We start from the raw sequence: 13,252 nt of genomic DNA, 5'->3' as shown, positions 1-13,252 counted from the left end.
TTTTTCCGCTTTTTACTGCCTGCGCGGATGGCTCTGTGTGTTGCCGGAGCCCCGTCGCCAAATTCATTCTTGCCCTGGATGTCCAAACGCCTTGATTCGTCTGCTGAAATTTTTCGGTTGGTCCATCGTCGCCGTTTTCTGCGGACTGCTTTTAGGTCTCAGCGGCGCGTATCTTTACCTTAGTCCGGGTTTGCCATCCGTGGAGGCTCTGAGAAGCATTCAGTTGCAGATTCCTCTGAGGGTCTACAGCAGCGATAACAAGTTGATCGCAGAATTTGGCGAAATGCGCCGTACACCGATCCGTTTCGCCGACATTCCACCCAATTTCATCAATGCGTTACTAAGTGCTGAAGACGACAATTTCGCCAACCATTACGGCGTCGATCCAAGCAGCCTGATGCGTGCCGCGACCCAACTGGTCAAGAGCGGGCACATTCAGTCCGGCGGCAGCACCATCACCATGCAGGTGGCGAAGAACTTCTTCCTGACCAGCGAACGCAGCTTCTCGCGCAAAACCACCGAAATTCTTCTGGCCCTGCAGATCGAACGACAGTTGACCAAGGACGAGATCCTTGAGCTGTACGTCAACAAGATCTATCTGGGCAACCGCGCCTACGGCATCGAGGCGGCGGCGCAGGTGTATTACGGCAAGTCGATCCGCGACGTCAGCCTGGCGCAGATGGCGATGATCGCCGGCCTGCCGAAAGCCCCTTCGCGCTTCAACCCGTTGGCCAACCCGGCGCGCAGCAAAGAACGTCGCGACTGGATCCTCGGCCGCATGTACAAGCTCGGCAAGATCAGCGAGGCGGACTACACCGCCGCGATCAACGAACCGCTGAACGCCAGCTATCACGTGCCGACCCCGGAAGTGAACGCCCCGTACATCGCCGAAATGGCCCGTGCCGAAATGGTCGGCCGTTATGGCAGCGACGCTTACACCGAAGGTTTCCGCGTCACCACCACGGTGCCGAGCAATCTGCAGGAAATGGCCAACACCGCGCTGCACGAAGGTTTGATGACCTACGACCAGCGTCACGGCTACCGTGGCCCCGAGTCGCGCCTGCCGGGCAAGACCCGTGAGGCGTGGGCCAACGAACTGACCAAGCAACGCACCATCAGCAGTCTGGAACCGGCAATCGTCACGCAGGTCGAGAAGAACGGCCTGCAAGTGCTGACCCGCACCGGCGAAGAGCATGTCGCCTGGGACACGATGAAATGGGCCCGTCCATTCCTCAATACCAACAGCATGGGCGCCAACCCGCGTCAGCCGTCGGATGTGGCTCAGGTCGGTGATCTGGTTCGCGTGCAGCGCCAGAAGGACAACTCGCTGAAGTTCAGCCAGATTCCTCAGGCGCAAGGCGCGCTGGTGTCGCTGGATCCGCAGAACGGCGCGATCCGCTCGCTGGTCGGTGGTTTCGCTTTCGAGCAGAGCAACTACAACCGCGCCATGCAGGCCAAGCGTCAGCCGGGTTCGAGCTTCAAGCCGTTCGTCTACAGCGCCGCGCTGGATAGCGGATACACAGCTGCGACGCTGGTCAACGACGCGCCGATCGTGTTTGTCGACGAGTATCTGGACAAGGTCTGGCGTCCGAAGAACGACACCAACACCTTCCTTGGTCCGATCCGTCTGCGTGAAGCGCTGTACAAGTCGCGCAACCTGGTGTCGATCCGCCTGTTGCAAGCCATGGGCGTGGGCAAGACCATCGACTACATCACCCGCTTCGGCTTTAACAAGCAGGATCTGCCGCCGAACCTGTCGCTGGCGCTGGGCACCGCGACCCTGACGCCGATGGAGATCGCTACTGGTTGGAGCACGTTTGCCAACGGCGGCTACAAGATCACCCCGTACATCATCGACAAGATCGAAAGCCGCAATGGCGACACGCTGTTCGTCGCCAACCCGCCAACCGTGCCGCAGGGTGGCTCGGCCACTGATGGCATTGCGGCGCCAGCCAATCAGTCGTTTACCGTCAACGCCGCACCGGTTCCGGGTGAAGCCCCGGGCGCTGCAGCGGCGCCCCAAGCGCCGGCCGTAGCCGAGCGGATTGTCGACGGTCGCACCACGTACATCCTCAACAGCATGTTGCAGGACGTGATCAAGCTCGGCACCGGCCGTCGTGCACTGGCTCTAGGCCGTAGCGACATCGCCGGTAAAACCGGTACGACCAACGAATCGAAAGATGCCTGGTTCTCCGGCTACAACGCCGATTACGTGACCACGGTGTGGACGGGCTTCGACCAGCCGGAAAGTCTCGGTCGTCGCGAGTTCGGCGGCACCGTGGCACTGCCGATCTGGATGAATTACATGGGCGCTGCACTGAAGGACAAGCCGCCTCACGTCCAGCCTGAGCCGGAAGGTTTGCTGAGCCTGCGAGTGGATCCGGTCAGCGGCCGTGCGGCGACGCCGAGTACGCCTGGCGCCTACTTCGAGCTGTTCAAGTCTGAAGACACGCCACCCTCGGTGAATGAGCTGGGTAATGGCACCGCGCCGGGCAGTCCGTTGCCGGCGGATGAACAGGCGCCGATCGATTTGTTCTGATCCCGAACCGACAAAAAGCCCCGCCTTCGTGAGAAGTGCGGGGCTTTTTTATACCTGCCGGATTAGCAGCGGATGTACTGGCCCCATCGCTGGCAAGCCAGCTCCCACAGTGTCTGTGAAGCCTGCGCGATATCCGCCTCACTTCACCTTTTGTGGGAGCTGGCTTGCCAGCGATGGGGCCAGACCCGACACAAATTCTTCAGATAAACAAAAGCCCCGACTCTCACGAGCCGGGGCTTTTGTTTGAAGCGCTACAACATCTTAGCCGTTGAACACGTCATCCACGCTTTTCAGCGGGTAGTTCTTCGGATACGGCAGGGTGGCCACACCGGTCTCGATTGCGGCCTTGGCCACAGCGTCGGAGATCAGGGTGATCAGGCGCTTGTCCATTGGCTTCGGAATGATGTACTCACGGCCGAATTCCAGCGGAGCACCACCGTAGGCATCGCATACGTCCTGTGGAACAGGCAGCTTGGCCAGTTCACGCAGGGCGTTGGCGGCAGCCACTTTCATTTCTTCGTTGATGCGCTTGGCGCGAACGTCCAGGGCACCACGGAAGATGAACGGGAAGCCCAGTACGTTGTTGACCTGGTTCGGGTAGTCCGAACGGCCGGTGGCCATGATCACGTCGCTGCGGGTGGCGTGTGCCAGTTCCGGGGAAATTTCCGGATCCGGGTTCGAGCAGGCGAACACGATCGGATTGGCCGCCATCGACAGCAGGCCTTCAGCGCTCAGCAGGTTCGGGCCGGACAGGCCGACGAATACGTCAGCGCCTTGCAGAGCGTCAGCCAGGCTGCGCTTCTCGGTGGCGTGGGCGAATACGGCTTTGTACTGGTTCAGGTCGTCACGGCCGGAGTGGATCACGCCGGTACGGTCGACCATGAAGATGTTTTCGATGCGTGCGCCCATGCTCACCAGCAGTTTCATGCAGGAGATGGCAGCAGCGCCGGCGCCCAAACAGACGATTTTCGCTTCCGGCAGGGTTTTGCCGGCGATTTCCAGGGCGTTGATCATGCCCGCAGCGGTCACGATCGCGGTGCCGTGCTGGTCATCGTGGAATACCGGAATGTCGCACTGCTCAATCAGAGCACGTTCGATCTCAAAGCACTCAGGGGCTTTGATGTCTTCCAGGTTGATACCACCGAAAGTGATGGAGATGCGTTTTACGGTGTCGATGAAGGCCTGCGGGCTTTCGGAATCCACTTCGATGTCGAAAACGTCGATGCCGGCGAAGCGCTTGAACAGCACGCCTTTACCTTCCATCACTGGCTTGGAGGCCAGTGGGCCGAGGTTACCCAGACCCAGAATCGCGGTGCCATCGGAAATGACTGCAACCAGGTTGCCCTTGCCGGTGTATTTGTAGGCCAGTTCAGGATCGCGAGCGATCTCACGCACTGGTTCAGCTACGCCGGGGCTGTAGGCCAGCGACAGGTCGCGGGCGGTAGCAGTGGCCTTGGTGAGCTCGACACTCAGCTTCCCTGGACGAGGATTGGCATGATATTCGAGAGCGGCAGTTTTCAGATCAGACATTTTGGCATTCCGCTTTTTACTGTTGGACAGACTGGTCAGCGAGGATACGCGCCTCGCAAAGTCCCCACAAGACTGAGCAGTCACCCCTGTCAAGCGCCCTGTCCTACGACTTTGGGCCAAGAGCCACGGCGCACAAGGGCTTGACTGTTCACAATCGACAGAAAAAATGTCTACAATTTTTCTTCAGCGCGTACTTTGAAACATCGAAGGATCAGTCAGTGGCAGCAACCAACGCGGCTGACCCGCCTGCAATCCTCCGCGCCGCGAACGATCCACCACCCAGCCACGAGCCTCGATCTGCTGGCCCTTCAGAGCTTGCAGGCGTGCATTGTCAAATTGTCCGACCAGATTGGGTGCAACGCGCAATACAAGTGTGTCCTGCAACTCGATCCAGATTCCACCGCGATTGCGCTGCACCTTGCTCACACGACCGCTGACCACGGCAAAACCAGAGCGCTGGATCTGCTCTGCTTTCAGTACAGGAGACTGCCGCCAGACGCCTCGACCCGCCTGACGCGCGCTGCGCTCGGCGGCTTGCTGACAGGCAACCAGATCGACATTCGGTGCCACCGCGACCTGAAAACCCAGGCCATCGGCGAGCATTTGCGCTTCGAGACTGGCGCCGCTGACGTTATAGAGGTGAGCGAGCGTACGCCCGTAATGGTCTTTGACTTGCTTGCCGAGGCGCAAACCGACTCGTCCGCCGCTATCGGCCACCAGCGCCTCAAGGCGTTTGCGCGCCGCCACGGCAAACGGTTCATCGCTGCGACCCTGCTTGCCCAGTTCAGGCGTGTTGAGGCCGATCATGCGCACACTGCGACCGTCGGTCAGGCGCACGGTATCGCCATCGACCACGCGCTGCACCGTCACCGTGGTCATTTCCGAAGGCGTCGGGCAGAAGGCCTGAGCGCCGGACAGCCAAATCGCGGACATAAAAAAGGCGCCCGCGAGGGACGCCTTTTTCAGCAGTGAGGAAAAGCCCACCGGGCTCTTCAACCTTACTCTGCTGCTGGAGCAGGTTTCTTGCCGAAAGCACCGAAACGGTCGGCGAAGCGCTGAACGCGGCCGCCAGTGTCCAGAGTCTTTTGCTTACCGGTGTAGAACGGGTGGCATTCGTTGCAAACGTCGATCGCCAGAGGCTTGGCCAAGTTCGAACGAGTTTCGAACTTGTTGCCACAGCTGCAGGTAACTGCGGTGACTTCGTATGTTGGATGAATATCAGCTTTCATGATGTCTTCCTCAGGCTAGCGTGCCGCCACTCAACACTATTGTTGAATACCGCACGTAATTAGGCCGCGGATTCTACCAGACAATGTCAATCGCGCAAGCTGTCCCTTAGACCGACCGTCTGCTAGGCTCCCGACCCAATACGCGATCCTCTGTAGGAGCGAGCCTGCTCGCGAAAACGATCTATCAGCCAGCATTTTCTTCGCCTGACACACCGCTTTCGCGAGCCGGCTCGCTCCCACAAGCTATTTACACAGTCCTTTTAATCGTCCGTTGATAGAGATCCCCCCGCGTGCCCGACGCCATTCTGCGCCTTGCCTTGCCATCGCCCTTGCGCCGCCTGTTCGACTATCGAGCGCCGGTCGGCGTGCTGCGCGAGCAATTACAACCGGGCATGCGTCTGCGGGTGCCGTTCGGCCGGCGCGAGATGATCGGGATTCTGGTCGAGGTCACCGACACCAGCGAAGTGCCGGTGGAAAAACTCAAACCGGCGCTGGCCCTGCTTGATGCCACGCCGCCGCTGCCGCCAGCGCTGTTCAAACTGTGTCTGTGGACTTCCCAGTATTACCAGCACAGCCTCGGCGACACCTTGAGTTGGGCACTGCCGGTATTGTTGCGTCAGGGCGAACCGGCCGAGGCCCGGCAGGAACGTTTCTGGTCAGTGGTGCCGGGCGCCAGCGTTGATGACCCGCGTATCGCCCGCGCACCGCGCCAGCGTGAGGCGCTAACCACATTGGCTCAACACCCGCACGGTGTCGCCCATCAGTTGCTGAGCAAACTGATGTTGAGCAAGGACAGCCTCGATCTGCTGCTGGCGAAAAATCTGGTGCAAGTGGAAATCCGCCGTCATGCACCGGGCGCACGCCATGAACATTGGCTCGCGCAACCGGAGTTGCCACTCAATGCCGAACAACGCGCCGCCTATGAAGCGATTCGCGCCGGCTTCGACAGTTATCACGCCTTCCTGCTGGCCGGCGTCACCGGCAGCGGCAAGACCGAAGTCTATTTGCAGTTGATCCACGAAACCCTTGAGGCCGGCAAACAGGCGCTGGTGCTGATCCCGGAGATCAACCTCGGCCCGCAGACCCTCGCCCGCTTCGAACAGCGTTTCAATGCGCGCATCGCCCTGCTGCACTCGGCGGTCAATGATCGCGAACGCCTCGACGCCTGGCTCGCTGCACGCGATGGCGAGGCCGACATTATTATCGGCACCCGTTCGGCGCTGTTCACGCCGATGAAGAATCCGGGCCTGATCATCATCGACGAAGAACACGATGGCTCTTATAAACAGCAGGAAGGTCTGCGCTACCACGCCCGCGATCTGGCACTGGTACGGGCGCGGCAGGAAAACATCCCGATCGTCCTTGGCTCCGCGACACCTTCGCTGGAAAGCCTGCATAACGCCTACACCGGCCGTTATGGCCTGTTGCGCCTGAACGAGCGCGCCGGCGGTGCCAAGCAGCCGCGCTTCCTGCGCCTGGACGTGAAAAGCCGTCCGCTGGACAGCGGCATTTCCGGGCCGATGCAGCAAGCCATCGGCCAGACATTGGCGAATGGGCAACAGGTGCTGGTGTTCCTCAACCGTCGCGGCTTTGCGCCAACGCTGCTGTGCCACGATTGCGGCTGGATGTCCGAGTGCTCGCGTTGTGACGCGCGAATGACCGTGCACCAGCGCTACGGCGAACTGCGCTGCCACCACTGCGGCAACGTCGAACGCACGCCGCGCCAGTGCCCGAAGTGCAACAAGGTCGATTTGCGCCCGGTGGGTGCTGGCACCGAGCGCGCCGAAGAGCGCCTGGCGATCCTCTTCCCCGATTACCCGGTGCTGCGGGTTGATCGCGACAGCACTTCGCGCAAGGACGCGATGAATCAGTTGTTCGCAACGATTCAAAAAGGCCAGCCGTGCATCCTGGTCGGCACGCAGATGTTGGCCAAGGGGCACCACTTCCCACGGGTGACGCTGGTATCGATTCTGGATGCCGACGGCGGATTGTTTTCCGGTGACTTCCGCGCCAGCGAACGCATGGCGCAGTTGATCGTGCAGGTCGCCGGGCGTGCCGGGCGGGCAGAAGAGCCGGGCAAGGTGATCATCCAGACCCACCTCGCCGACCATCCTTTATTGGTGCAACTGACCGAACAGGGTTATTTCGCCTTTGCCGAGCAGGCCCTGAGCGAGCGTCGCGCCGCTGGTCTGCCGCCGTTCGCGCATCTGGCGTTGCTGCGCGCTGAAGCGCACAAGCCGGGGCAGGCTGAAGGTTTTCTTGACGAGGCGTGCAGCGAGGCCGAGCGTTTGCTGGTCGAGCAGGGGCTGAGAGGGATTGAATTGCTCGGGCCGGTGCCGGCGCCGATGGAACGACGCGCCGGGCGTTATCGTGCGCAGCTTTTGTTGCAGGCGACTGCACGGGCACCGCTGCATCGATTGCTCGCCAGTTGGCTGCTGGTGCTGGAGCAGATGCCGAGTGGGCGGGCGGTGCGCTGGTCGCTGGATGTCGATCCCGTGGATTTGTATTGATCTGAAGATCGTCTTCGCGAGCAGGCTCGCTCCCACAAGGACTGCGCTGTACCTGTGTGAGCGAGCCTGCTCGCGAAAGCGTTCTATTTGTCACCACACATCCACATCCTGCCTGCTAAGGTTGGCAAGCCCGTCTTCGCAACGGATAATGCCCAGTTTTTCCACCCGCGCATCGATGCGCCGCCGCGCTTGCGGTCGAAAGAGAAGACCATGAAAGACACCATTCGCCAGCTGATCCAACAAGCCCTCACCCAACTCGTCAACGAAGGTGTGTTGCCTGAAGGCCTGACGCCGGCGATCCAGGTGGAGAACGCCCGCGACAAGACCCACGGCGACTTCGCCAGCAACATCGCCATGATGCTGGCCAAGCCTGCTGGCATGAAACCGCGCGACCTGGCGGAAAAAATCATCGCCGCACTGCCGGCTGACGAAAACGTCACCAAGGCCGAAATCGCCGGCCCGGGCTTCATCAATTTCTTCCAGAACACTCAGGCTCTGGCTTCGCGCCTCGACGCCGCGCTGGCCGACGCCCATGTTGGCGTACGCAAGGCTGGTCCTGCGCAGCGCACCGTGGTCGACCTGTCGGCGCCGAACCTGGCCAAGGAAATGCACGTTGGCCACCTGCGCTCGACCATCATTGGTGACGGCGTGGCCCGCGTTCTCGAATTCCTCGGCGACGAAGTGATCCGTCAGAACCACGTCGGCGACTGGGGCACCCAGTTCGGAATGCTGATGGCCTATCTGCAGGAAAACCCGATCACCAGCGACGAGCTGTCCGATCTGGAAAACTTCTACCGCGCCGCCAAGCAGCGTTTCGACGAGTCCGAAGAATTCGCCGACCGCGCCCGTGGCCTGGTGGTCAAGTTGCAGGCCGGCGATGCCGAGTGCCTGGCGCTGTGGACCAAGTTCAAGGACATCTCGCTGTCGCACTGCCAGAAAATCTACGAACTGCTCAACGTCAAACTGACCATGGCCGACGTGATGGGCGAAAGCGCCTACAACGACGACCTGATCAACGTGGTCAACGACCTGAAAGCCGCCGGTATGCTGGTCGAAAGCAACGGTGCCCAGTGCGTGTTCCTCGACGAATTCAAGAACGCCGACGGCGACCCGCTGCCGGTGATCATCGTCAAGGCTGACGGCGGCTACCTCTACGCCACAACCGACCTGGCGGCCGTGCGCTACCGCAGCGGCAAGCTGAAAGCCGATCGCGCGCTGTACTTCGTCGACCAGCGTCAGGCCCTGCACTTCCAGCAAGTGTTCGCCGTGGCGCGCAAGGCCGGTTTCGTGACCCATCCGATGGAAATGGAACACATGGGCTTCGGCACCATGAACGGCGCCGACGGCCGTCCGTTCAAGACCCGTGATGGCGGCACCGTGAAGCTGATCGACCTGCTGACCGAAGCGCAGGAACGTGCCTACAACCTGGTGAAAGAGAAGAATCCGGAGCTTGCCGAAGACGAACTGCGCAACATCGCCAAAGTCGTCGGCATCGGCGCGGTGAAATACGCCGACCTGTCCAAGCACCGCACCAGCGACTACAGCTTCAACTTCGACCTGATGCTGAACTTCGAAGGCAACACCGCGCCGTATCTGCTGTATGCCTACACCCGCGTCGCCGGTGTGTTCCGCAAACTGGGCAAGGACTTCAGCGAAGTCGACGGCCAGATCGTTCTCGACGCGGCACACGAGCAAGAGCTGGCAGCGAAACTGGCGCAGTTCGGCGAAGTGCTGAACAACGTGTCCGACAAAGGCACGCCGCACATTCTCTGCACCTACCTGTATGACGTCGCCGGTCTGTTCTCCAGCTTCTACGAGAACTGCCCGATCCTCGCCGCCGAAACGCCGGCCCAGATGCAGAGCCGTCTGCGCCTGGCCGCGCTGACCGGCCGCACCCTCAAGCAAGGCCTGGAGCTGTTGGGTCTGGAAACTCTGGAGCGTATGTAAGTTGGCTGCCAAGAAAAAACCTGCACCCAAGCGTGGCGCCAGCCGTTACCAAGCTCCTGCGAAGCAACCGATTCCGGGCTGGCTGTGGATGGCCATCGGCCTGACGGTCGGTGCGTTCATCGTGTTCCTGATGAAGCTGGAGCCGGGCAAGGGCAGCGACACGGTCAAGCGTGAGAAGGTCGAGCAGGCGCAACAGCAGAAAGCGTCGAAGATCGCCGAGGCCAACAAGACCCCGCCGAGCCCGACGCAACCTGTGAAGCCAAAGTACGACTTCTACACGCTGCTGCCGGAATCGGAAGTGATCGTGCCGCCGGATGCCGTGCCGGAGAAAACCCTGCCGACACCGCAAGTGCCGACGACTCCGGTCACTCCGGCGGAAGCGGCAAAAATCGACACCGCACGGGCGCAAGCGGCACTGGCCGGGATTACCCCGCCGCCAGCGCCACCGGTGGCCAAAGCGGCACCGGTGACGAAGTTCTTCCTCCAGGCCGGCTCGTTCCGCAAAGAGACGGATGCCGACAAGGTCCGTGCGCAGATCATTCTGCTCGGGCAGGCGGTGGCGGTTGAGTCCGGCACGGTCAAGGATGAAACCTGGTATCGCGTTTTGGTCGGCCCGTTCAGCAACCGCGAACAACTGACCACGGCACAGAAACAACTGGCTGGCGCCGGTTTCAGCAACCTGTTGTTACAACAACGCCAGAGCCGCTGATTGTCCACCCCGTGGGCGCCTCATTCCGAGGCTGCCCACAATCACTGTGGTGAGGGGATTCATCCCCGACCGGCTGCGCAGCAGTCGTAAATCCAGCGTTCGCGGTGTGTCAGTCTTACCGCCATTGCAGGATTCAGGGGCGCTTCGCGCCCCATCGGGGATAAATCCCCTCGCCACAGTCATCACACACCATTCGTCTCCCATTGACCCTCCCGGTTGAAATCCTCTCCACCACCCCCATATGAATGGGCATAAGGCATTTTCGCCCTGCAGTGTGGAGACTCTTCCCTTGACCACCATCGTTTCAGTCCGCCGCCACGGCAAAGTCGTCATGGGCGGCGACGGCCAGGTTTCTCTCGGCAATACCGTGATGAAAGGCAACGCGAAAAAAGTGCGTCGCCTGTACCACGGCCAGGTCATCGCCGGTTTCGCCGGTGCCACCGCCGACGCCTTCACCCTGTTCGAACGTTTCGAAGGCCAGCTTGAGAAACATCAGGGCCACCTGATCCGCGCCGCCGTCGAACTCGCCAAAGAATGGCGCACCGACCGTTCCCTGAGCCGCCTCGAAGCCATGCTCGCGGTCGCCAACAAGGACGCCTCCCTGATCATTACCGGCAACGGTGACGTGGTCGAACCGGAGAATGGCCTGATCGCCATGGGTTCCGGCGGCGGGTACGCGCAGGCAGCAGCCAGCGCCCTGCTGAAAAAGACCGATCTGTCGGCCCGGGAAATCGTCGAAACCGCCCTCGGTATCGCCGCCGACATCTGTGTATTCACCAACCACACTCAGACCATTGAGGAGCAGGATCTCGCTGAAGAAGCCTGATACGGCCCCTGCGCCACGGCTTTTTTCTGCTTGAGGACCGCCAATTATTATGTCCATGACTCCCCGCGAAATCGTCCACGAACTCAACCGCCACATCATCGGCCAGGACGATGCCAAGCGCGCCGTCGCGATTGCCCTGCGCAACCGCTGGCGCCGCATGCAGCTGCCTGAAGAGCTGCGCGTTGAAGTGACCCCGAAGAACATCCTGATGATCGGCCCGACCGGTGTCGGTAAAACCGAGATCGCCCGTCGTCTGGCGAAACTGGCCAACGCGCCGTTCATCAAGGTCGAAGCGACCAAGTTCACCGAAGTCGGCTATGTCGGCCGTGACGTCGAATCGATCATCCGTGATCTCGCCGATGCTGCGATCAAGATGCTGCGCGAGCAGGAAATGACCCGCGTTCGTCACCGCGCCGAAGACGCCGCCGAGGACCGTATCCTCGACGCCCTGCTGCCGCCGGCTCGCATGGGCTTCAGCAATGAAGAAGCGCCAAGCTCGGATTCCAACACCCGTCAGCTGTTCCGCAAGCGCCTGCGAGAAGGTCAGCTGGACGACAAGGAAATCGACATCGAAGTCGCCGAAGTGGCCGGCATCGAAATCGCCACGCCGCCCGGCATGGAAGAGATGACCAACCAGTTGCAGTCGCTGTTTGCCAACATGGGCAAGGGCAAGAAGAAGTCCCGCAAGCTCAAGGTCAAAGAAGCACTGAAACTGGTACGCGACGAAGAAGCCGGGCGTCTGGTCAATGAAGAAGAGCTGAAAGCCAAGGCGCTGGAAGCCGTCGAGCAGCACGGTATCGTGTTCATCGACGAGATCGACAAAGTCGCCAAGCGCGGTAACGTCGGCGGCGCTGACGTGTCCCGTGAAGGCGTGCAGCGCGACCTGCTGCCGCTGATCGAAGGCTGCACCGTCAACACCAAACTGGGCATGGTCAAGACTGATCACATCCTGTTCATTGCCTCCGGTGCGTTCCACCTGAGCAAGCCGAGCGATCTGGTGCCGGAGCTGCAAGGCCGTCTGCCGATCCGCGTCGAACTCAAGGCCCTGACCCCGGAAGACTTCGAGCGCATTCTCAGCGAACCGCACGCCTCGCTCACCGAACAATACTGCGCACTGCTGAAAACCGAAGGCCTGAACATCCAGTTCCAGCCTGAAGGTATCCAGCGCATTGCCGAGATCGCCTGGCAGGTCAACGAGAAAACCGAGAACATTGGTGCCCGTCGTCTGCACACCTTGCTTGAGCGTCTGCTCGAAGAGGTGTCGTTCAGCGCCGGTGATATGGCCAGCACGCACGATGAGAAGCCGATTCTGATCGACGCGGCGTACGTCAACAGCCACCTCGGCGAATTGGCGCAGAACGAAGACCTGTCCCGCTACATTCTGTAGAGCGGCAAGCGGCAAGCGGCAAGCTACGGGCTGAGTTAAGCTTGCAGCTTGTTGCTTGCAGCTAAAGGCTGTTTCTATGATTCCTACCGACATCAAACTGCACAAAGCCTCGAAAACCCTGACGCTCACCTACGCGTCCGGCGAGGAATACACCTTGCCCGCCGAATTCCTGCGCGTGCATTCCCCCTCCGCCGAGGTCCAGGGCCACGGCAAACCGATCCTGCAATTCGGCAAGCTCAACGTCGGTCTGAGCAAGCTGGAACCGGCCGGTCACTACGCACTGAAACTGACCTTCGACGACGGTCACGACAGTGGCTTGTTCACTTGGGAATATCTCTACGAGCTGGGGCGACGTCATGACGCACTCTGGGCCGATTATCTGGCCGAGCTCAAAGCCGCCGGAAAAACCCGCGATCCGGACGAGTCGATCGTCAAGCTGATGCTCTAGTCCGAGACTCTTGCTCTTTAGAGGGCATTTTCTAAATTCATCTGTTTGAATGCTCCGCTGCGTCGTCGAGGATCGGCCCGCTTGCGAAAAAAATTAAACTCGGGTAACCAATGGAGCTGGCAAGTTC

At 60.7% G+C, this 13,252-nt stretch carries 10 protein-coding genes; 7 read left to right on the top strand and 3 right to left on the bottom strand.

Translation table 11 applies throughout. From position 1 onward, the window contains the following. The first annotated feature begins 94 nt into the window (after positions 1–94). A complete protein-coding gene (locus ACVVH8_RS02125; RefSeq protein WP_371919322.1) occupies positions 95–2,539 on the top strand; it encodes a penicillin-binding protein 1A in 2,445 nt (814 codons plus the stop codon). Between the two features lie 261 nt (positions 2,540–2,800). Here the strand turns inward: ACVVH8_RS02125 and ACVVH8_RS02120 are convergent, their stop codons facing one another. The 3 genes from ACVVH8_RS02120 to rpmE form a co-directional block, all read right to left on the bottom strand. Beyond that, on the bottom strand, positions 2,801–4,069 hold the full coding sequence (locus ACVVH8_RS02120) for a malic enzyme-like NAD(P)-binding protein (protein ID WP_103305454.1): 1,269 nt from the start codon (positions 4,067–4,069) through the stop codon (positions 2,801–2,803). A gap of 183 nt (positions 4,070–4,252) precedes the next feature. Continuing rightward, on the bottom strand, positions 4,253–5,053 hold the full coding sequence (locus tag ACVVH8_RS02115) for a thermonuclease family protein (protein ID WP_103305459.1): 801 nt from the start codon (positions 5,051–5,053) through the stop codon (positions 4,253–4,255). A gap of 14 nt (positions 5,054–5,067) precedes the next feature. Further along, complete coding sequence (rpmE, locus tag ACVVH8_RS02110) at positions 5,068–5,298, bottom strand: 50S ribosomal protein L31 (RefSeq protein ID WP_103305455.1); 231 nt, start codon at positions 5,296–5,298, stop codon at positions 5,068–5,070. A gap of 290 nt (positions 5,299–5,588) precedes the next feature. Here rpmE and ACVVH8_RS02105 point away from each other — a divergent pair, with 290 nt between their 5' ends. From ACVVH8_RS02105 to ACVVH8_RS02080, 6 genes are all read left to right on the top strand, one after another. After that, positions 5,589–7,808, top strand: a complete 2,220-nt coding sequence (locus ACVVH8_RS02105) for a primosomal protein N' (protein WP_475228255.1) — start codon at positions 5,589–5,591, stop codon at positions 7,806–7,808. Positions 7,809–8,018: 210 nt separating this feature from the next. Then, a complete protein-coding gene (argS, locus tag ACVVH8_RS02100; protein WP_103307341.1) occupies positions 8,019–9,755 on the top strand; it encodes an arginine--tRNA ligase in 1,737 nt (578 codons plus the stop codon). A 1-nt stretch (position 9,756) separates the two neighbouring features. Further along, positions 9,757–10,464 carry an SPOR domain-containing protein gene (locus tag ACVVH8_RS02095; RefSeq protein ID WP_103307342.1) on the top strand — a complete coding sequence of 236 codons (708 nt, stop codon included), beginning with the start codon at positions 9,757–9,759 and terminating at the stop codon, positions 10,462–10,464. A 289-nt stretch (positions 10,465–10,753) separates the two neighbouring features. Next, positions 10,754–11,290, top strand: a complete 537-nt coding sequence (gene hslV / locus ACVVH8_RS02090; RefSeq protein ID WP_003220875.1) for an ATP-dependent protease subunit HslV — start codon at positions 10,754–10,756, stop codon at positions 11,288–11,290. 49 nt (positions 11,291–11,339) lie between these two features. Next, positions 11,340–12,677 (top strand): ATP-dependent protease ATPase subunit HslU, encoded by a 1,338-nt coding sequence (gene hslU, locus ACVVH8_RS02085; protein WP_315445292.1) that lies wholly within the window; start codon positions 11,340–11,342, stop codon positions 12,675–12,677. A 76-nt stretch (positions 12,678–12,753) separates the two neighbouring features. After that, the gene (locus ACVVH8_RS02080) at positions 12,754–13,125 is read left to right on the top strand and encodes a gamma-butyrobetaine hydroxylase family protein (RefSeq protein WP_103307344.1); all 372 of its coding nucleotides are present in this window, start codon (positions 12,754–12,756) and stop codon (positions 13,123–13,125) included. Positions 13,126–13,252: the final 127 nt, after the last annotated feature.

The sequence above is a fragment of the Pseudomonas trutticola BRTCR10 genome (assembly GCF_056155105.1).
The sequence above is the reverse complement of the archived record's forward strand: the minus strand, read 5'-3'. Positions and strand labels throughout refer to the sequence as shown.